The 19,884-nt window shown below is 60.1% G+C and carries 20 protein-coding genes and 1 pseudogene; 9 read left to right on the plus strand and 12 right to left on the minus strand.

All coding sequences use genetic code 11. From position 1 onward, the window contains the following. Positions 1-45 precede the first annotated feature (45 nt). The 8 genes from IEX97_RS01485 to IEX97_RS01520 form a co-directional block, all read right to left on the minus strand. Positions 46-801: a lantibiotic immunity ABC transporter MutE/EpiE family permease subunit gene (locus IEX97_RS01485; RefSeq protein ID WP_188880724.1), complete on the minus strand. Its 756-nt coding sequence runs from the start codon at positions 799-801 to the stop codon at positions 46-48. A 35-nt stretch (positions 802-836) separates the two neighbouring features. Beyond that, entirely contained in the window at positions 837-1,610 is a 774-nt protein-coding gene (locus tag IEX97_RS01490; RefSeq protein ID WP_188880726.1) for a lantibiotic immunity ABC transporter MutE/EpiE family permease subunit, read from the minus strand. 6 nt (positions 1,611-1,616) lie between these two features. Continuing rightward, positions 1,617-2,357, minus strand: coding sequence for an ATP-binding cassette domain-containing protein (locus tag IEX97_RS01495; RefSeq protein WP_188880728.1), 741 nt, complete (start codon positions 2,355-2,357; stop codon positions 1,617-1,619). 175 nt (positions 2,358-2,532) lie between these two features. Beyond that, entirely contained in the window at positions 2,533-3,621 is a 1,089-nt protein-coding gene (locus tag IEX97_RS01500) for a sensor histidine kinase (protein WP_188880729.1), read from the minus strand. Further along, complete coding sequence (locus tag IEX97_RS01505; RefSeq protein ID WP_188880730.1) at positions 3,618-4,334, minus strand: response regulator transcription factor; 717 nt, start codon at positions 4,332-4,334, stop codon at positions 3,618-3,620. Before IEX97_RS01505 ends, IEX97_RS01500 begins: the two co-directional genes overlap by 4 nt. A 342-nt stretch (positions 4,335-4,676) precedes the next feature. Continuing rightward, on the minus strand, positions 4,677-4,883 hold the full coding sequence (locus IEX97_RS01510) for a heavy-metal-associated domain-containing protein (protein WP_188880732.1): 207 nt from the start codon (positions 4,881-4,883) through the stop codon (positions 4,677-4,679). Between the two features lie 8 nt (positions 4,884-4,891). Continuing rightward, positions 4,892-7,120, minus strand: coding sequence for a heavy metal translocating P-type ATPase (locus IEX97_RS01515; RefSeq protein WP_188880733.1), 2,229 nt, complete (start codon positions 7,118-7,120; stop codon positions 4,892-4,894). A gap of 24 nt (positions 7,121-7,144) precedes the next feature. Further along, positions 7,145-7,441, minus strand: a complete 297-nt coding sequence (locus IEX97_RS01520) for a metal-sensitive transcriptional regulator (RefSeq protein WP_188880734.1) — start codon at positions 7,439-7,441, stop codon at positions 7,145-7,147. 387 nt (positions 7,442-7,828) lie between these two features. On the opposite strand from IEX97_RS01520, the gene IEX97_RS01525 reads away from it, so the two are divergent. From IEX97_RS01525 to IEX97_RS01535, 3 genes are all read left to right on the plus strand, one after another. After that, positions 7,829-8,383 (plus strand): TlpA family protein disulfide reductase, encoded by a 555-nt coding sequence (locus IEX97_RS01525; protein ID WP_229776217.1) that lies wholly within the window; start codon positions 7,829-7,831, stop codon positions 8,381-8,383. Beyond that, positions 8,380-9,096: a cytochrome c biogenesis CcdA family protein gene (locus IEX97_RS01530; protein WP_188880736.1), complete on the plus strand. Its 717-nt coding sequence runs from the start codon at positions 8,380-8,382 to the stop codon at positions 9,094-9,096. Before IEX97_RS01525 ends, IEX97_RS01530 begins: the two co-directional genes overlap by 4 nt. A 90-nt stretch (positions 9,097-9,186) precedes the next feature. After that, on the plus strand, positions 9,187-9,768 hold the full coding sequence (locus tag IEX97_RS01535) for a TlpA family protein disulfide reductase (protein ID WP_188880737.1): 582 nt from the start codon (positions 9,187-9,189) through the stop codon (positions 9,766-9,768). Between the two features lie 139 nt (positions 9,769-9,907). Here IEX97_RS01535 and IEX97_RS01540 read toward each other — a convergent pair whose 3' ends face one another. Then, complete coding sequence (locus tag IEX97_RS01540; RefSeq protein ID WP_188880738.1) at positions 9,908-11,590, minus strand: multicopper oxidase family protein; 1,683 nt, start codon at positions 11,588-11,590, stop codon at positions 9,908-9,910. A gap of 150 nt (positions 11,591-11,740) precedes the next feature. Between IEX97_RS01540 and IEX97_RS01545 the strand changes: the two genes are divergently transcribed. The 3 genes from IEX97_RS01545 to IEX97_RS01555 all read left to right on the plus strand — a co-directional run bounded on the left by IEX97_RS01545 (position 11,741) and on the right by IEX97_RS01555 (position 14,961). After that, positions 11,741-12,448, plus strand: a complete 708-nt coding sequence (locus IEX97_RS01545) for a response regulator transcription factor (RefSeq protein ID WP_188880740.1) — start codon at positions 11,741-11,743, stop codon at positions 12,446-12,448. Positions 12,449-12,498: 50 nt separating this feature from the next. Next, a complete protein-coding gene (locus IEX97_RS01550) occupies positions 12,499-13,572 on the plus strand; it encodes a HAMP domain-containing sensor histidine kinase (protein WP_229776219.1) in 1,074 nt (357 codons plus the stop codon). Between the two features lie 174 nt (positions 13,573-13,746). Continuing rightward, a complete protein-coding gene (locus tag IEX97_RS01555) occupies positions 13,747-14,961 on the plus strand; it encodes a cation:proton antiporter (RefSeq protein WP_188880742.1) in 1,215 nt (404 codons plus the stop codon). Between the two features lie 19 nt (positions 14,962-14,980). Here the strand turns inward: IEX97_RS01555 and arsC are convergent, their stop codons facing one another. From arsC to IEX97_RS01570, 3 genes are all read right to left on the minus strand, one after another. After that, positions 14,981-15,415: an arsenate reductase (thioredoxin) gene (arsC, locus tag IEX97_RS01560; protein WP_188880743.1), complete on the minus strand. Its 435-nt coding sequence runs from the start codon at positions 15,413-15,415 to the stop codon at positions 14,981-14,983. An 87-nt stretch (positions 15,416-15,502) separates the two neighbouring features. Further along, positions 15,503-16,795, minus strand: coding sequence for an arsenic transporter (locus IEX97_RS01565; protein ID WP_188880744.1), 1,293 nt, complete (start codon positions 16,793-16,795; stop codon positions 15,503-15,505). A gap of 123 nt (positions 16,796-16,918) precedes the next feature. Continuing rightward, the gene (locus tag IEX97_RS01570; protein ID WP_229776220.1) at positions 16,919-17,269 is read right to left on the minus strand and encodes an ArsR/SmtB family transcription factor; all 351 of its coding nucleotides are present in this window, start codon (positions 17,267-17,269) and stop codon (positions 16,919-16,921) included. Between the two features lie 337 nt (positions 17,270-17,606). Here IEX97_RS01570 and IEX97_RS01575 point away from each other — a divergent pair, with 337 nt between their 5' ends. The 3 genes and pseudogenes from IEX97_RS01575 to IEX97_RS01585 all read left to right on the plus strand — a co-directional run bounded on the left by IEX97_RS01575 (position 17,607) and on the right by IEX97_RS01585 (position 19,883). Next, entirely contained in the window at positions 17,607-18,464 is an 858-nt protein-coding gene (locus tag IEX97_RS01575) for a carbon-nitrogen hydrolase family protein (protein ID WP_188880746.1), read from the plus strand. Between the two features lie 28 nt (positions 18,465-18,492). Then, complete coding sequence (locus IEX97_RS01580) at positions 18,493-19,158, plus strand: GNAT family N-acetyltransferase (protein ID WP_188880747.1); 666 nt, start codon at positions 18,493-18,495, stop codon at positions 19,156-19,158. Positions 19,159-19,212: 54 nt separating this feature from the next. After that, positions 19,213-19,883 (plus strand): annotated as a pseudogene (locus IEX97_RS01585) (GNAT family N-acetyltransferase). Position 19,884: the final 1 nt, after the last annotated feature.

Genomic DNA, 19,884 nt, shown 5'->3' on the forward strand with positions numbered 1-19,884 from the left:
GTTCGAGGCAGAGCTGTGCCGCGCTCATCCTTGCCCGTTTGGGGGTCAATCGACTTCTCTTCGTTCGAACCAATGGGCGCCACCCCACCCGAGACCGGCGGCGATGGCGATGGCCGCCAGCCATACATTCCAGGCGGCGTTCTCGAACGAAGGGGTAGCTGTCCACGGCGCAAACCATCCATATACCTCATAGAATATCCGCATGGGCCAAGACCACGGGATGAACATCCAAGTGTGGTTGCCCACGCTCGTCCCGCCGACGACGGAAGCGATGAGCATGCCCATGACGCCGAGCGCGATGGGAACCGACCACCCCGCCGCCTCGGCGATCCAATACGAGGCGAACAACAGCGGCAGCACAGCGCACCAGTTGGCGAGGACGGCAGCGAGCAGGGCGCCCCATGGGATGGGCTGGACAACCCCTGCGAGCGCGCTCATGCCTGTGCTGGATGCCACAAGCCAGAGCGTACTTAGTCCCATGTATGCCGCGATCACGCTGAGCTTCGCGACGTAGAGGTGCGCTGGGGAGACATGTCGCGCCCGCAGCGCGCCCCATCCGCCCGCGTCGGCCTCCATGTGTGCGGACAGCCCTGCCATCAGCCCGGCGGCGAGCGGCAACCACAAGCCGGACCACACTTGATTCACGACATCGATGGTATCACGCCACGTTGTCCGGGATACCCCGTGTGCATGGACATACAGGACGGCGACGGCAGCGCACACCACTGGGGCCAGGAGTGTCATCCACATGACGGCCGTGCGGCGGGACTTTATCCATTCAGACCAGATGGCGGCGAGCACAATGACCCTCCTTTCGTGCAAACGCTCGCGGCGTCTCAGCGCACTTCGGTCCGACTGAACCACCATGCGCCGAGGGCCGTGATCGCCACGGCCAGCACTACGCCCAGCCCGCTCGCGATCGGAATGACCCCGGTATTCCAAAACATGCTACCCTTTTCTAATGGAAGGCCGTTGGCGTGAAACCCAAAGACCGGTTCCAAGGCACGCACCGGCCAAGCCCAGGGAACGTATACCCAGGCCTTCGTTTCGCTGGTCAACACGCCGGAAACCGTCCCTATCAACCCGACGGCCATGGTGAGGCTGAACGGGAAGGCCGTCGCGCACCACAGCATCACCGCAAGCAGCGCCAATCCAGAGGCCCAACAGACCATCGTCCCAGCCACAAGGTTTCCCCAGGGAATCGACCCGCGCAGCGGCCAGAACCGGCTCCATGCGATGAGCCCCCCTATCGCCACCACGAATCCCGAAAACAGCGCATGCGCGATGGCGCTGTGGATGGCGACAACCGTATATTTCGCGGCGTATAAGCGGCCTGGGTGCAGCGGACGGGATCGCAGCGCTCTCCAGGCACCGGCGCGGCGTTCGTACGAAGCCGCCAAGGCGGCAATCAGCGCCGAACCCAACGGCACCCCGAGCACCACCCACCAGTTGAACGCGGTGAGGAGGGTCAGGTTCCACGTCCGCCCGGTGGGCGCGATGAGGGGGAGCACGCATGCGGTGAGGGCCAAGAGCAACGGCCCTCCCACGACGAACCATGGCGTGAGGGTCCGTCGGTACTTCAGCCACTCCGCGGCGACGACACACCACACAGAGGCTCACCTTCCCTTTCCAGAGTCCGCTTCGGACTGGCGATCTTGGACGTACTCGACGAACACGTCTTCGAGGTCTTTGCCTTTTCCTTGGGTGACGAGGTCGGCGAGGGGGCCCTGGTAGCGGATCATGCCCTGGCTGAGGATGGCTACATCTTCGACGACCTGTGCGACTTCGCTCAGGATATGGCTCGAAAGCACCACAGTGATACCTTGATCGGCCAGGCTGCGGATGAGCACGCGCATCTCCCGCATGCCGATCGGGTCGAGCCCGTTCGTCGGCTCGTCCAAGATGAGCAGGCGCGGTCGGTTCAGCAACGCGATCGCGATGCCCAAGCGTTGTTTCATCCCCAGCGAGTACTGGGATGCACGCTTGCGTTCGTCCACGTCCGCGAGACCGACGATGTGCAAGACCTCATCGATCCTGGCTTTCGGAAGGTTAAGCAAGCGGCGGTGGACCTCGAGGTTTTCGCGCCCTGTCAGGTGTCCGTACAGCGCGGGCGTCTCGATGAGGGCACCCACGCGAGCCAAGTGGGCCCGCGACCACGGTTCTCCAAACAGGCGGACTTGGCCTGACGTGGGGTGGAGGAGACCCAACAACAGCTTAAGAAGGGTAGTCTTTCCAGCGCCGTTCGGCCCCAACAGCCCGAAGACCGAACCCTCGCGAACCGTCAGATTCACCCGTTGTACCGCGTACCTGCCGCGATACGCCTTCGTCAGCTCATTCGTTTCCACGATGACGCCCATGCCGGGATCCCTCCTTTAAATCCGCATCCGATCCCCAGTATGCATGGAGGGGCAGGGCGCCGCCTTCATGAAGTCTTACAATTCGGCGCGGCGAAGCTTACAGTTTCGTAAGGTGCCTTTCGCCCGATCCAAGCTTTTGAAGGGCACACGCGACCGGCATGCGGCCGTGGGGCATTCAAGGCTCGGTGGCCGCTGCGTAGAATTTCGACGCTGCCAGCGTCAACGTGAAGGTCGTTCCCTCGTTTTCTTTCGAGACTACATCCACGCGGTGTCCCAACCGGTCACAGATATGTTTCACCAAGTACAACCCCATGCCTGTCGCGCGGGAGTACGTCCGGCCGTTCGTTCCCGTGAAGAACGGTTCGAAGATGTGCGGGAGATCGCGCGCAGGGATGCCAATCCCTTGGTCCGTAAACGACACCGTGACGCACCCAGGCCGAGACGCGATCTCGATGCGAAGCGGGGACGGGCGTGTGGCGCCGGGCTTTACGCCGTATTGAAGCGCGTTGCGCAGGATCTGATCACAGACAAAGCGCAGCCATTTGCGGTCTGTGGGCACGGTCACCGGGCCGTCGGGAGCAATCATCTCCGGGTACAAGGCGCGGCGTATCCAGGCTTGCTTGTGTTCGTTCACCGCCTCCCGGATGAGCGCGGCGATGTCGACCGGTTCAATGCGAACGTCAAACGAAAACGAGGCCAAGCGTGCGGTCTGCAGGAGGAGTTGGAGCTGGGCGTCGAGGCGATCCCGTTCCTCCGCGAGTTGGTCGACCAGTGCCAGCCCGAGGGCCGGATCGGGCAACTGGCGCAGTACCGCCTTGAACTCCTCTTCGAGAAACCGCATGACTGACAGCGGTGTCTTCATCTGATGCGCAAAGTGCGTCAGGCATACCTCGTAGAAGCGGCGCCGTTCCTCCACTTCAGCGATCCGCTCGAGGTATGTCCCTTGTACCTGCCGCAGAAGCCGGATCCAATCTCGCTGCTCGCGGGTGCCCCTCGTGGGGAGGTCACAGGGGTGTCCGCTGTGCAGGCTGTGCCACAGCACATGCGCCAACCGGTACGCGCGGCGGCGGATCGAGTACTCGAGGAGGAGGTAAGCCGTCAGCATGACCAAGGCGAGAAGACACGCGTAGCCCACGTCTCCGTACGACACGGCGATGCCGTGGCTGCGGGCAGTGAGGACCGGGACCAGGAGGGCCAACAACACGCCTGTGACGTAGCAAGCGGTGAGCCGGATGTGGTCGCGCAGGAAGGTCCAAGCCGTCATGCCGTATGCGAACCGCCTTCCGGAAACGCCAAGCGGTAGCCTATGCCACGCACGGTGCGGATGGCGTCCGTCCACCCAATGGACGCCAATTTTGCGCGCAAGCGGGCGATGTTGACCGTCAAAGTATTGTCGTCGACGAAGCGGGTGTCTTCCCACGCCATTTCCAACAGCTCTTGGCGGGTGACCACGCCGCCGTCCGCGTTCATCAACCCTTGCAGAAGACGCAGTTCCGTCGCAGTGAGGTTCTCAGACCGCTGCATGTAGGATATTTGGCTCTTCCACACATCCAACACCACGCCGTGCTTCACGATAGCTTGCGATGGGGTCGTGCCTTCGGCGTACTCTCCGTACGCCCGGCGGAGCAGGGCTCTCACCTTGGCGAGCAAGACCTCAGGGTTCACGGGTTTGGTGAGGTAATCGTCTCCGCCGTAGTCGAGGGCGAGCACTTTGTCCATATCCCCCGTCCTGGCGGAGACGTACACCACCGGAGCCTTGGAGAACCTGCGGATGACCCGGCACCAGTGAAAGCCGTCGTAGTAGGGGAGATTGACATCGAGCAGGATGAGGTGTGGCTGGTACCGGTGCACTTCTTCGTCGATCCGTTGGAAGTCGCGGGCGAGCTCCACATCAAACCCAAACCGCACGAGGTGGCGCTGGAGAAGCTGCGCCAAGCTGTCGTCATCTTCCACGATGAAAATCCGTTCGTTGGGCATCGGATCCCACACCCCCAAGGGAAGGCATGGAATGACGCTTTCATTATACCGGAAACGGGTTGTCGCCTTGGCCGGTCCCGCCAGGTTGTCATTGCGAAGGCAGGGGCACGGACTTTGGTTCCTGGGAGAGCAGCAGCGAATTTGTGCAGCCGGCTCGTCGTACGGAGTGGGGCGGGATGGAAGCCATCTTCAAGGATTCGGAAGGGAATGTGTTCGTGCTGGCGGCGCCGCAAGGTGCGCCTTAAACAAGACAGGGCGGGGAACCATTGGGTGCACCCCGCCCGGCTCTTTTCTTACTCGACGTCTTATCCTCAAGGCGGAAAGCATCAGGCGAAATGCTCTTCACTCCGTCTCGTACCCCGCCTCTTCAATCGCGGCCTTCAGTTCCGCCACGCTGGTCTTCGCCTCGTCAAAGGTGACCGTCGCGGTCTGGCTCTGCAGGTCCACACGAGCCTCCTCGACACCCGCCACGCCCTTGAGCGCTTTGGTGACGGAGTTCACGCAGCCGCTGCAGGTCATCCCTTTGACGGTGATGGTTGCAGTCGTCATGGCTCAGTTCACCTCCTTTCCCAGCTTGAGGATCCCAGCTTGAGGCGGCGCAGCAACAGGCTGTTGGAGACCACGCTCACGGAGCTTGCCGCCATGGCCGCCCCAGCGATGACGGGGCTGAGGATCCCCAAGGCCGCCAACGGAATGCCCAAGACATTGTAGAAGAACGCCCAGAACAGATTCTGGCGGATCTTGCGCATGGTGGCTTTGGACAAACGGATGGCATCCACCACACCGCGCGTCTCGCCGTGCATCAACGTGATGTCCGCCGCTGCCATGGCCACGTCGGTACCTGTTCCCATCGCGATCCCGACGTCTGCCGCCGCCAGGGCGGGAGCATCGTTGATGCCATCCCCGACCATGGCGACCGTTCGGCCCTGCTTACGCAACGCTTCGACCTTGCCCGCCTTGTCGGCCGGCAGGACGCCTGCCATCACGTGCGTGATCCCCACCTGGGCTGCGATGGCTTGGGCGGTACGTTCCTGATCGCCTGTAATCATCCACACCTCGATGCCGATGTCCTTGAGTTTTTTCACCGTATCGGCCGCATCCGGCTTGACGGTGTCGGCGATCGCGATGGCGCCGAGCAACTGATCATCCTTTGCCACCCACACGGCGGTATTTCCGGCGCGTTCCCATTGCGTCAAGACCTCATCCGGAACGGCGGAGATCCCATGTTCCGACAGCCACTGGCGGTTGCCAATCCGCACCGTGGCGCCGTTGACAAGCCCCGCGATGCCTTTGCCGGGAACGGCCTCTACGTTCGTGGCACTGAGCGTGTCCACGCCTTGTTCCTTTGCATAGGTGACCATCGCCGCGCCGAGCGGATGTTCGCTTTGGGCCTCGAGTGCGGCAGCATGGGCGATGAGGTCTTCGCGCTGCACACCTGGCGCGGTCCATATGTCGGTGACCCTGGGTTTGCCCGCCGTCAGGGTCCCCGTTTTATCAAATACGACCGTGTCGATCCGGTGCGCGCGCTCCAGGTGTTCTCCTCCTTTGATGAGGATGCCGGCTTCCGCACCCAGGCCCGTGCCGACCATGATGGCAGTCGGGGTTGCCAATCCCAGCGCGCACGGGCAAGCGATGACCAAGACGGCTACGGCGGCCAAGAGGCCGTGCGACCAATGCCCAAAGGCGCCCCACAGAAGGAAGGTCACCAAGGCGATGGCAAGGACAACGGGGACAAAGATGCCCGAGATTTTGTCCGCCAGCCGCTGCACAGGCGCCTTCGAGCCTTGGGCTTGGTCGACCAGGCGGATCACTTGCGCCAGCACGGTATCGGCGCCGACCTTCGTGACTTCCATGAGAAACGCGTTGGTTTGGTTCACCGAAGCGCCCACCACGGGGTCTCCAGGGCCTTTCGTCACCGGCATGGATTCGCCGGTCAAGAACGATTCGTCCACGGACGTATGGCCTTCTTTGATGACGCCGTCCGCGGGAATCTTCTCGCCGGGCCGGACGCGGACCACATCGCCCACACGGAGGTCTTCCACGGGCACGTCCGTCTCCACGCCGTCTCTCAGCACATGCGCCACTTTGGCGTTCAGTTTCGCCAAGGACTCGATGGCTGCGCTCGATTTGGCTTTCGCACGGGTCTCCAGCAGCTTGCCCATGAAAATCAGGGTCACCACGGTGGCGGAGGTGTCGAAGTACACGTTCGAGTTTCCCGTGACGGTCAAGACGGCGCTGTACACATAAGCCACGGTGGTGCCGAGGGCCACCAACACGTCCATGTTGGCGGCGCCGCCCCGGAGCGCGTGATAGGCGCCTTTGTAAAACCGCCATCCCACATAGAACTGCACCGGCGTGGCCAGGGACCAACTCATCCAGTTCGACAGAAACGGCCGGCCGTGAAACAGCATCACGAGCATCTGGACGACAAGGGGAAGCGTCAACAGGGCGGCGAACCAGAACGTGGCAAGGTCTTTCCGATACGCCTCGAGCTTGCGCTTTTTTTCGTCCTTTGCAGCCGATGCGGAGGCCAACGTCGCCCCGTAGCCAGCCTTTTCGACCGCCCGGATGAGATCCTGCTCGGCGATCACGCCCGGCACGTAGGTGATGTGCGCCTTTTCGGACGCCAGATTGACGTGGACTTCGCGTACGGCCGGAAGGCGTCCGACGACCTTTTCGATGCGCGCGGCGCAGGCGGCACAAGTCATGCCGGTGATGTTCAGGTCCACCCGGCGCACCGGGACCGAATCACCGGATTTCTCGATCTTGTCCACGAGCTCGGGCATGTTTTCACCTCCCGGATGCTCCGTTCAGGAACGGGTGAACTGGCGGATGATGTCCATCAGTTCATCGATTTTTTCCTGGCCACGCTCTTGATGGGCCAAGGCGTCCGCCACACAGCCTCGGGTGTGGGATTCCAGAATGGACAGGCCGACCTGGTGAATCGCGCTCTTGACTGCGGCGATTTGGACGAGAATATCCACACAGTATCGGTCTTCTTCGACCATTTTCTGGATGCCTCGAACCTGTCCTTCGATGCGCCGCAACCGCCGGAGCAGGTCATCCTTATACGGCCCGTAACTGTACTGTTGATGTTCAGGACACATGGGTAAAAGCCTCACCTTCGCGGTTTCTGGATATACCATACCCCCGTACTGTGTCAGTGTCAAGCATACACCCCATCGATAGCGTACCCAAATGTGGTGCGTCGTCGAGCCATCGCCCTCCGGGTTGGTTGCATATGCCTGGTGGCAAAAGGAGGTCGTGTGCAATGAGGTCGATGCGTATCGGCGCAACCAAGTTGATTGCGCCAGACTTGGCATTTCTTCCGTACCGTGTTATGTACATAACATCACGACGTTGCGGCGGTTGTGAGGGATACCTTGCTGTCGTTCATGCATGCTTACTTCTTCATACCGTCTTCACAATCACTCGGTATGGTCATGAAGAGTAGCCGTTTTCATATGGGGATGGGTCAAGCTGGGTGACAAGTGATGATGAAACGCCAACATCGGCGTGTCGCGGGATTTGCCGTGATCGCGTCTATTTTCCTCGGATTTGTGTATTGGATGGTGCAATTCGCAAACAACGCCATGCCTGTGCAGGTAGGTGGCGTAGCCCCCGATATTCGGACGAACACCTTGTCGGGGCGACCATTCTCGCTCACATCCTTGCGCGGGAAGCCGGTACTGCTGAATTTCTTTACTCCCTGGTGTCAACCTTGCGTTGAGGAGACGCCGGATCTGATGGCTTTCGCAGAGAAATACAGGGACGACATCCATGTTGTGATGCTGGACAGGGGTGACGGACCGGCGCTCGTGGAACTGTTTGTCTCTCACTTTCGTGTACCGGACAACGTCGTGGTGCTGTTTGATGAAAAGAACAGGTGGTCACCTCCCTATGGCGTAACGGGGCAACCGGAGACGTTTTTCATCACCGCGAACGGGAAGGTCGTGCGACACGTGGTGGGTCCGCTCACCGCATCCCAAATGGTCTCTTACGCGAAGGCGGCGGGCATGAAGGTGCATGAAAGGTGGCGGGCCTCATGACCGTGGCCACCCATCCGACGCTTTGGTTGGCTTTTCTCGCCGGGATGCTGTCGTTCTTGTCTCCATGCTGCCTGCCTTTGTACCCGTCCTACATTTCTTATATTTCTGGGGTCACGTTTGGCGCCGATGAAAAGTACGCGTTCAACCATCGCCTGCGTGCGCTCACGCATACGTTTTGCTTCATCGTCGGGTTTTCCATCATTTTCTATGCACTTGGGATGTCGGCCAGTCTTTTCGGCCAGGTATTCGTGAACTACCGCAGTGCCATCCGGATGGTGGGCGGTATCATCGTCTTCTTCATGGGACTCTTTCTGACCGGCCTCGTGACGCCGAAGTGGATGTTGATGGAACGAAAGTGGGCGTTTCAAGCAACCAAGACCAGTTACATCGCATCCATACTTGTTGGGGTCAGCTTTGCCGCAGGGTGGTCCCCCTGTATTGGCCCGATTCTTGCCGCTGTGCTCGTCATGGCCGCGACACAAAGCATGCTGGGCCTCACGCTCATCACCGCGTACATTCTCGGCTTTGCGCTTCCGTTCTTCATCCTGGGTTTCACATTGGGTTCCGTGCGTAAACTCGCCCAATACGGAGCTGTCCTCACCAAGGCGGGGGGATACGTCATGATGGTCCTCGGCCTGCTTCTGATGACCAACACGATGTCGAAGATCACCGTGGTGTTGATCAAGTTGTATGGCGGTTTCACGGGATTTTGACAACACCACGTTTTCGACAATACCACGTTTTCAGTGAAGACAACGCCGCGAGAAAAGACCGTTCGACGAAAAAGGGAGGAAAGGACAGGGATGAAAACATCTGCGAAATGGGTGCTCGGCGCGAGCGCCGTTTTCCTCGCCGGCATGGCAGCGGTGTGGACTTTCAAACAGAATTCTTCCGCGACGGCCAAGACGACACCTGCGACGAATCGTGTGCGAGAGGCAGCGTCTGTGACTGCGGCACCCCAAACGGGTCACAAAATGCCACCCTTCACGCTGCCGGCATATCCGGACCACAAGACGATTTCCACAGACAGCTTGGCCGGTAAACCGATCTTCATCAATTTCTGGACGTCGTGGTGTGATTATTGTAAACAAGAGATGCCTGATTTGGTAAAGGCATACCAAAAGTTTGGTGATAAGGTGGAATTTCTCAGCATCAACGGAACCAGCATGGACAGCGTGGCGGACGTGAAGCGGTTCGTGCAGGACTACGGCATCGTCTGGCCGGTGGCCTTGGACACCAAGGGGATCGTGATGAATGAATACCATATCCTCGGTTTCCCAACGTCCTTTTTTGTCAACCGCCAAGGGATCATTGTCGGGGTCAACCAGGGGATGGTTTCGAAGGACCAGTTGATGACGGAGCTCGAACGGATCGCCGCGTCTTGATGGGCGCTGTGGCCAACAGGACGGATACGGCGATGGGTCTGGTGGCCAGCAACCCGGGATGCGTGACAACATGGGCAGCGTGGATGTCGCTGCCCATGTCACGTCATCGGATGCGGGATGTTCCGTCCGCTCCGGCTCATCACTCGGACATGTCCTTCATATTGTAGGGATCGGTGACGCCGGTGTATTGCAGGACGACATCCATCCCTGCCGAGGCGTGATGCAGGTCATGGCAGTGTAACATCCAGAGACCAGGGTTGTCTGCCTTGAAGGCGATATCGTACGTCTCACCGGGGAGAACCTCCAGTGTGTCCATGAACACAGGACTTCCTGTGACCGGTTTTCCATCCCGCGTGAGGACCTGGAACGTATGGCCGTGCAGGTGCATCGGATGGATATATGCACTCTTGTTTTCAATGTGGATCTTGACCATGTCTCCTGCTTTCACCACGAACGGGGGCACGTTCGGAAATGCTTTCCCGTTGATGGTATAGACCATGCCTTGTTTGTTCATGCCGACGCCAAGCACCATGTTGAACGTTTTGTCGAACTTCTGGCTGAGCGTGAACGTCTGCCGACCGCTCGGCGCTCCGCTGCCGTAGTGGGTGAAATCAAACCATGGAAAATTTTGGACGTTCTGCCCTTCGGGCATCGAACCCATGTTCGGGGCCATGGTATCGCCGATGGTGGCCCGCAATTCCATACGGTCCGTCGCGTCGGGGTCGCCGCTCACCAACTGGACCGATCCACTTTTGGGCATCGTGAACTCGACATCGTAACGCTGGCCGGCCCCAATCGGGAGGAGTTGGTTCTCGATGGGTGTCGGATTCGAGATATCCTGGCCGTCCATGGCAACCACCTTGAATGGGGTGCCAACGATTGTCATCAAGTGGGTCATGTTTCCAGCATTGACGATGCGCAGGCGTACGGTTTGTCCCGGCTTGGCTGGAAGTACCGTCCGTCCGCTCGCAGTCTCGTTCACCGTGAACGTGTCGTACGTGTTGGCCATTTCGTTGAGTGCCGCCTTGTCGGAGTTCAACAACTGGAACCCGTTCGTACGAGGGGGCGGTGAGCCCATCTGCATGTTGCCCATGCCGGTCATGTTGTCCATATGCATGTTGTCCATGGCACCCATGCTCATACTGTCCATACCGCTCATGCTGCCCATGCTGCCCATGCTGCCGTCACCGGACGTGGTGGACGATGTGGACCACTCATGCAGAAGCAGCGTATAGTCCTTGTCCGGGGCGGGCGTTGTCTGGTTTTTCGGAAGAACCACGATGCCGCCAAACAGCCCTTGTCCGATCTCCTGGACGCTGTTGACATGAGAATGATACCAGTACGTACCCGCCTTCGCGGCAACAAAACGATATACGTACGTACCTCCAGGCTGGATGGGGTCTTGCGTCAATCCTGGTACGCCGTCTTGCGAACCGGGCACAGGAACACCATGCCAGTGCACGGTGATGGGTACGCTGAGCTTGTTATGCACGGTGACCTTCACGAGCTCACCTTGACGGACCGTCAACAGCGGCCCCGGCACCGTGCCGTTGAAGGTCAAGGCCTGCACGGTCTTGCCAGGTTTGAGCGTGATGGTCTTTTCTTCGGCAGTCAGCGTGAAGGACCGCACCGGTGTTCCTGATTGCGGGTGCGCCACGTAGTCGGATACCGGCGTCAGCGACCCTTGGGCTGGTGTCGCGGGAGCGAGCGGGGATGCTCCCGAGCTTTTATGCGTTGACCACGCGTAATATCCTGCGCCGATGCCCACGGCGAGCACAGCGAGTGCGGCATACGCGGCCGTCTGTTTGGTCTTGTTTTTCATCTGCTCACCCCTCCTTGCACAGGTCATCCAGGGTACGGGTACTGGTTCTGTCCGGCCATGGCCAGTGTAGCAATACATTGCGAAGATCATATGAAGCGCATCATCCGCCTTCAAATCGTTACCAATCGTCACGTATGAAGGGGATCGCACATGAAACGATTTCATATTCATACCATTCTGGTCGCGGACGATGAAAAGAAGATCGCGGACGTGGTGTCGCTGTATTTGGAGCAAGCCGGGTACCACGTGGTTTGCGTCCATACGGGCCGTGAGGTCTTGCAGCGTTTGGACGAGGTGAATCCATCGCTCATCATCCTCGACCTGATGTTGCCGGATGTTCCTGGGGAAGAAGTATGCCGGATGGTGCGATCGCGCTCGGCTGTACCCATTCTGATGCTGACCGCAAAGCATCGCGATGAGGACCGGCTGCGCGGGTTGCAGGTGGGCGCCGACGATTACGTCACGAAGCCGTTCAACCCAAACGAGATTGTGGCTCGTGTTCACGCGATTCTGCGCCGCACGCAACTTGACCATCCGCTTGCAGAACGCATGGTGTACCGGGATGGCGATTTGATCATCGACGCAGTCCGGCAGGTGGTGTACAAAGCAGGGGTTGACGCGAATTTGACCGCGACGGAGTACAAACTGTTGACGACGCTCAGCCGGCATCCCAAGCGCGTGTTCAGCCGGGAGGAATTGATTGGTCGTGTCTTTGGCGCTGATTTCGACGGGGACGTCCGGACCATCGACGCGCATGTGAAAAATCTGCGGGCGAAGATTGAGGACGACCCGAAGCATCCCGTGTATGTCCAGACGGTGTATGGTATGGGGTATCGTTTCGGGGGAGATGGTGCGTGAGCATTCAGAAGAAGATGGTGCTCGCCTTTTTCACCAGTGTGTCGTTGCTGTTGTTGGCGCTGGCGCTGATTCTCCAGGCCGAGGTCCGCCGGCACTTTTTCATGGTGGTATGCCCGCAAGTCCATGCCGTCTCGCCGCCGCTGACGCAGTTGATTCAAGGTCATTTCGAACAGGCGCTTTCGCAAAGTTTGGTGTGGACGTTGTTGTGTTTCGTCCTCGCGGCAGCGGGTATGGCCGTCATGGTTTCGCGCGTGATGACACGGCGCATCGTGATCATGCAAAAGCATGCGGCACGCATTGCGCAGGGAGAATGGGGAGCTGCCATGCCTGTGGCAGGCCGTGATGAATTGTCGTCGCTTGCGAATACATTGAATTACCTGTCGGAACAATTGGCGCGGCAGGAGCAGCTGCGCAAGCATCTCATGCAGGATATCGCCCACGAACTCCGCACACCGCTCGCGACGCTGCGCGCGCATCTCCAGGCGTTTTATGATGGCCTGTGGGAACCGAATCGGGAACGGCTGCAAAGTTGCCTGGAGGAAATCGAGCGGTTCGAGGCGTTGGTGGCTGCGGTGGAAACGTTGTATGAGGCAGATACCATGTCCGAAGTCCCATCACGCTCCGGCGCACAGACGGATCTGCGTCAAGCGGCACAGTCCGTCGTCCAGCTTTTTGAGCCAAGATGTGCCGCGGCAGGATTGAACTTGGCCTTTGTCGCCGAAGACACACCGGTCTGGGTACAGATGGAAGCCAAGCACGTCGCACAGGTGCTGTGGAACCTGCTCGACAATGCGGTGAAATATACGCCGCGCGGGGGGAGTATCTCTGTATCGGTTGGTCACCGCAATGGCAGGCCGTTTCTGGCGGTCAAAGACACAGGAATCGGCATTCCGGAATCTGAACTCGAAAACATCTTCGAGCGCTTTTACCGGGTGGACAAGTCCCGGGATCGAAAAACCGGCGGTTCGGGCCTTGGTCTGGCCATTGTGAAGCGGCTCGTCGATTCGTCTCACGGTGTGATTCAGGTGGAGAGCCAAGTGGGTGTTGGGTCGAATTTCACCATCCATTGGCCCGCACCTTTCAGTTCAGCCTCATCTGATCCGCGGGGCAGCGCGGTGGAGTGACCGTGTATCTTGCCGGGATCGTGCTTTTCGTATAAGATTAGGTCAGTCTGCACGATGGAAACGTCATGTGGCTGAAGCGCGATAACTTTATACGATGTGATGAAGGAGGAGCCTGTCACCCAGGCTCCTTTGTCTTTTGGAAAGGGGTTGCGTATGCACACTGGTGCTGTGACTATGGCGCAAGCGTTGCTCACCACCCTGCTCATCATTTTCGTCGCGGGTACGCTCGGGGGGAAACTGGCAGCGCGTCTGCACATTCCGGATGTCGTGGTGTACGTCGTCATGGGGATGCTCATCGGCCCGCCCGGCTTCGGCATCATCGATATCGATCCGCGGTCGGCTTTGTATCAGGTCATTCTCTTGGCAGGGGCATCCTTCATTCTGTTCCACGGCGGCATGGTCACCCACCTCGCCACGCTCCGCCGCGTATGGTTGAGCATCAGCCTCCTGTCCACCGTCGGCGTCGTGGTGACCGCCTTCGTGGTGGCTCTGGCAGCCAGCCTCATCTTCCACGTGCCGTGGTTGACGGGGCTGTTGCTCGGCGCCATCGTAGCATCGACGGATCCGGCGGCGCTCGTACCCATCTTTCAGAAGGTGCCCGTTCGTTCCCGCATTGCTCACACGGTGGTCTCCGAGTCGGCGTTCACCGACGCCACAGGGGCCATTCTGACCACCGTCGTGCTCGGCGTTACGGCAGCAGGCGGCATCCATCCTGCCGCGATAGGATGGCGGTTTGTGCAGCTGGCGTTGGGCGGCATCCTTATCGGCGGCGTCATCGGCTGGGTGACGGCGTTTCTCATTTCGGAAAACGATCGCGGCCTCCTGCGCGAGTTCACGCCGATGGCGGTTGTTCTCAGCGTGCTCGGCAGCTACCTGGTGGCAGAGTGGCTGCACACGAGCGGCTTCATGAGCGTGTTTACCGCCGGGCTCATCGTGGGCAACGCCCGCTCGTTCCGGCTCACCATTTTGGAAAAAGAGGAGCATGCGGCGCACGCGTTCATCGATGCGGTGGGGCTGAAGTTCCGCATGCTCATCTTCGTGTTGCTCGGCAGCCAGGTGGATGTTTCGGCGCTCACGGTGTATGGATGGCGGGCGGTGCTGGTGGCTGCGGTGTTCATGTTCGTCGCGCGGCCGCTCACCGTCCTGTGTTCCCTGCTGCCGGATCGAGCGGCCAAGTGGCGTCGCAATGAAATCCTCTTTTTCTTCTGGACGCGGGAAACCGGGGTCATTGCGGCGGCCTTGGCAGGCATGGTCTCCGGCTCGGGTGCGGCGTACGGCAAGCTCATCTCTGCCGTGGTGTTTGTCATCATCCTGGCGACGCTCCTTGTGCAGGCGAGCACGACACCACGGGTCGCCAGGCGGCTCGGCCTGCTTGAACCACGGACGTGATGCGGGGATGGATGTACGATCACGACTCCTCTGTGCGCAGTTCCTCATGCAAAAATTGTCGGATCCGGGCGCCGATGGCGTCACGCACTTCGCGGAACTTGGCCAGGATTTCTTCCTCGCTGCCGGTGGCCTTGGCGGGATCGGGAAATCCCCAGTGCAATCGCTGCACGTTGGGCGGCGTCACCGGGCAACGGTCGTTGGCGTCGCCGCAGAGCGTGATGACATAGTCCACCTGCTGAAGCAAATGGGGGTCGATGACCTTGGATTGGTGATGCGAGATGTCGATGCCCACCTCGGCCATCACCTGCACGGCGCGGGGATTGAGGCCATGGGCCTCGACGCCGGCGCTGTGGACCTCGATGCGGTCACCGCCGAGGTGGCGCGCCCAGCCTTCCGCCATCTGGCTGCGGCAGGAATTGCCTGTGCAAAGGAAGTAGATGCGCTTTTTGGCCATGCGTTCGTCCTCCTTTGGCATCATCCTATGAGTGCTTGGTTTGCACGCTGCGTCTCCGCAAGTGCGGATTGGCTTATGTGGCTGCGTTTAGGTGATGATTCGCAGCCACACGTATAACCCTGTCAGGGTGGCGAAGAGGACCGGAACGGTCAGCACGATGCCCGTGCGAAAGTATCGGCCCCACGAGATGGTGATCCCCTTTTTGCTAAGGACGTGCAGCCACAACAGGGTGGCGAGGGAACCAATCGGGGTGATTTTCGGGCCGAGATCGCAGCCAATCACGTTGGCATAGACGAGCGCCTTCTGCATGGTGCCGACGGTCTGGGTGGCGTGAATGGCCAAAGCATCAATCATCACCGTGGGCATGTTGTTCATCACGCTGGAGAGAAATGCCGCAAGAAAGCCGGTCGCGAGCGTCGCCGCGTACATCCCGCCGTGGGTTGTGTCGGCGATAACGCGGCCAAGCAGATCGGTCAATCCTGCGTTACGCAGACCGTACACCACGACATACATGCCAATGGAGAAGACCACGATGGCCCACGGTGCACCGCGGATGACACGCCAAGGGTGAATCACGCCGGTCTTCGCGCCGGATACAAGGAAGATGACCGCAATGGCCGCGGCGACAAAGGAAACCGGGATTCTGAATGCTTCCGTCAGAATATATCCCGCCATCAAGGCGGCAAGAATGAACCAGGAAAGCCGGAACATCCCGTGATGCCGAATGGCTCGCGACGCATCGGGCAGGACCTCAGGGCGATACGTCTCCGGGATGTCACGCCGAAAGAAGAGATACAGCACCAACATACTCGCGGCGAGCGAGAACAGGTTGGGAACCACCATGTAGGCCATGTAGCTCAAAAATCCGATGTGAAAATAATCGGCCGACACGATGTTCACCAGGTTGCTGATGACGAGCGGCAGGGATGTGGTGTCGGCGATAAAGCCGCTCGCCATGATGAAGGGCAACATCCGGCGGGCATCAAGCCGAAGAAGATTCATTTTTTCAAGGACAATCGGCGTCAGGATGAGGGCGGCGCCGTCGTTGGCAAAGAAGGCGGCGACCATTGCGCCAAGAAACGTCACAAACAGAAAAACTTTACGACCATCTCCGTGTGCGGCACGGGCCATCTGCAAGGCAGCCCACTCAAAGAAGCCCACCTCATCCAAGATGGTGGAGATGATGAGAATGGCGACGAACGCAAACGTGGCGTCCCAGACAATTCGTGTCACATCCCACATGTCTTGCAGCGTAACGACGCGGAGAACCAGCGCCAACAACGCTCCGAGCAAGGCACTCCAACCTATGGACAACCCTTTGGGTTGCCAGATGACAAAGACAAGGGTAACGGCAAACAGTGCCATGGCGAGATACGTCATGCGCTGCTGTCTCTCCTCTGCCGGCCAGACATAAGACTCAGTGGTCATGCCCCATATCGCGAGCACATCCGAATACGCAATGCTGGATGGCTCGCGATATGGGGCAGTACCGCAGTGGTTTGTTTAACAACACGATGAACCGTTCGACTCCGCGTCGTTTTTCGGATACAACTCGGCACGCAATGTGGTGAGCAGTGCGTCAATGGCTTGTGGATTGGGAAAATAACACGTCCAGGGCCCGCGTGGCTCTTTGTGGACCAGGCCCGCCTTTTCCAATACTTTCAAGTGATGCGATACGGTGGGTTGGGCGAGGCCGGTGACTGCGACCACATCGGCGACACAACAACCGTTCTCAAACGCCGCAATCCGGTCGCAGCAAGTGGCGATGGCCCCCTTTGCCATCCATTGCAAGATGGTGAAGCGGGTTTTGTCGGCCAAGGCGTGCAGCATGGCAAGCACCATGTCGGATTCCATATCCATCACCATCGATATCGAAGTTCATGAATATCATACGAACGCGTGGCTGTGGTGTCAATCTTCCCGTGGCGTGAGCAGGCGTGTTCACTCGCTTTTCCGCGTTTGTGCTCGGTACTGTTCGCCCCACTTGGACATGGCTTCCAATACGTCGCTTGATTGCCCATGCGCGCTCCCTCGCCGTGACTTTCTTTTTGGATACTTGCTCACACGATGGTATGTACTTGCCGTGGGACAGCATATCACCGATAATCGACCTGTCACAACCCAGTGCATCGGTTTCGGTCACATTGCGCACCAAAGTTTCATCTTTCACCAGAGAGGAAGGCGAACGTGCATGGCCCTGCGGGTCACCGCGGTGCAATACCATCTGCACACGATTCGACGTTTTGATGACTTCGCGGCGCAGGTGACGCACTACGTCAAGGCGGCCGCCGAGTTTGCCGCCAAGGTCGTGGTCTTTCCGGAGTTTTTCACCACGCAGCTGATGTCCATCGGCGATGGATCCGGCCAAGCGCTGGCCATCGATCAACTGCCCTCCTTCACGCCGGCGTACCTCGACCTGTTTCGCACGCTGGCGAAAGAACAGCGCATGTACATCCTCGGCGGGACGCATGTCGTGGAGCGCGCCGGCAAGTTGTACAACGTGGCGCACCTGTTCGATCCGGACGGGGGTGTACACGAACAGCCGAAGCTCCACCTTACGCCCACGGAGGTGGGGGATTGGTGCCTGACGCCCGGCGATGACCTCCGGGTATTGGAGACGGACTTCGGCCGGATCGCCATCCTGGTCTGCTATGACATCGAGTTTCCGGAGTTGGCCCGGATGGCGCGGGCGCGCGGGGCGGATGTGTTGTTCTGTCCGTCTTGTACGGATGACAAGCACGGCTTTTACCGCGTGCGTTACTGCAGCCACGCCCGCGCCGTGGAAGACCAGGTCTACGTGGTGGTCACCGGGACGGTGGGCGCCCTGCCGACGGTGGATTGGATGCGCTCCAACATCGGCCAAGCCGCGGTCATCACCCCGAACGACGTGCCGTTTCCGCCGGCGGGCATCCTGGCCGAGGGCGAGATGAACCAGGACATGATCGTCACCGCCGACCTGGACCTGGATCTGCTCCGCCGCGCCCGCGCGCAGGGCGCCGTCCGCACCTGGCAGGACCGGCGCACCGATCTTTATCCGGACCTATGTTGACAGCCCGGATTCGGGAGGGGGCTTCGCCGTGTACCAGCAGCAACTGTACGTCTTCGACGGGGACAAGCCGCGGCCTGCCTGCATTCGCAACTACACGGAGGCGGATTTCGCCGGCCTCATCGCCATCCAGCGCGAGTGCTTCCCGCCCCCGTTCCCGTCGGAGTTGTGGTGGAATGAGGACCAACTCCGCCACCATGTGACCCTGTTCCCGGAGGGGGCGCTGTGCGTGGAGGTGGACGGAGCGCTCGCCGGATCGATGACCACCCTCATGGTTCACTTCGATCCGAACCACCCGCACCACACCTGGGCCGAGATGACGGACGGCGGCTACATCCGCACCCACCGCCCGGACGGAGATACGCTATACGTGGTGGACATCAGCGTGCGCCCGCGCTACCGGCGATTGGGGCTGGGGAAATGGGTGATGCACGCGATGTACCACCTGGTGGTGCACAAGCGCCTCAAGCGCCTCGTCGGCGGCGGCCGCATGCCCGGCTACCACAAAGTGGCGCACCGAATGTCGCCCGAGGCGTACGCCGAGGCGGTGGTGCGCGGCGAGCTGCACGACCCTGTCATCACGTTTTTGTTGCGCTGCGGCCGCACGCCGCTTGCGGTTGTGCCCAATTACCTCGAGGACGAGGAGTCGGGCAACCACGCCCTGCTGATGGAGTGGCGCAATCCGTTTTTGCCGTGAGGAATGCCACGTGCACACCGAGACTTCAATCACCACGGAGAGGATGGACGAGCGATGGAGCTGCACCGCATCACCCGCATCGACGATCCCTGGTTTGCGGATTTGCACGCCCTGATGCGCCGGGTGTTTCCGCCCGAGGAGGTCCTTGCCTACGATGCGTGGGCAAAACCGCTCGCTGACCCCAACCTGCGCGTCATGGTCGCCGTCGCGCAAGGGGAGGTGGTCGGTGCCACCGAATACCGCTATTGGCCCGATCTCGAGATCGGCATGATTGACTTCACCATCATCGCGGCCCCGGGATGTCGGTGGGACGGGTGCTGTGGCAGAGCCGGCTGGCGGACGTGGAGCGGTGGGCCGCCGGAGAGCGCAGGCGCCTGCGCGGAATGTTCGCCGAAGTGTACGATCCGTTCCGTATCCACCACCACGACTTCGGCGGCCTCTCGGTGATGCACCCGGTGGTGCGCCGCGAGGTGTTGTCGCATCTTGGGTTTCGCCGGCTCGATTTCCCCTACGTCCACCCATCGTGGCGCAACGACGGCGAGGCGGTATACGGCCTCGACCTTTGCTTCTGGCCGGCGGATGACGGACAGGCGGAGCTCGACGCATCGCTCATCGTGACGTTTCTCGAACGGTACTACGCCGTCCTGCCGAACAAGCCGCAAGCCTGGTTCGATATGATGGATGCGTTGCGCCGCCGCCGGACCGTGGCGCTGACGGGGATGTGAG

The organism is Paenalicyclobacillus cellulosilyticus, from assembly GCF_014647315.1.
GTDB classification, from domain to species: Bacteria; Bacillota; Bacilli; order Alicyclobacillales; family Alicyclobacillaceae; genus Alicyclobacillus_J; species Alicyclobacillus_J cellulosilyticus.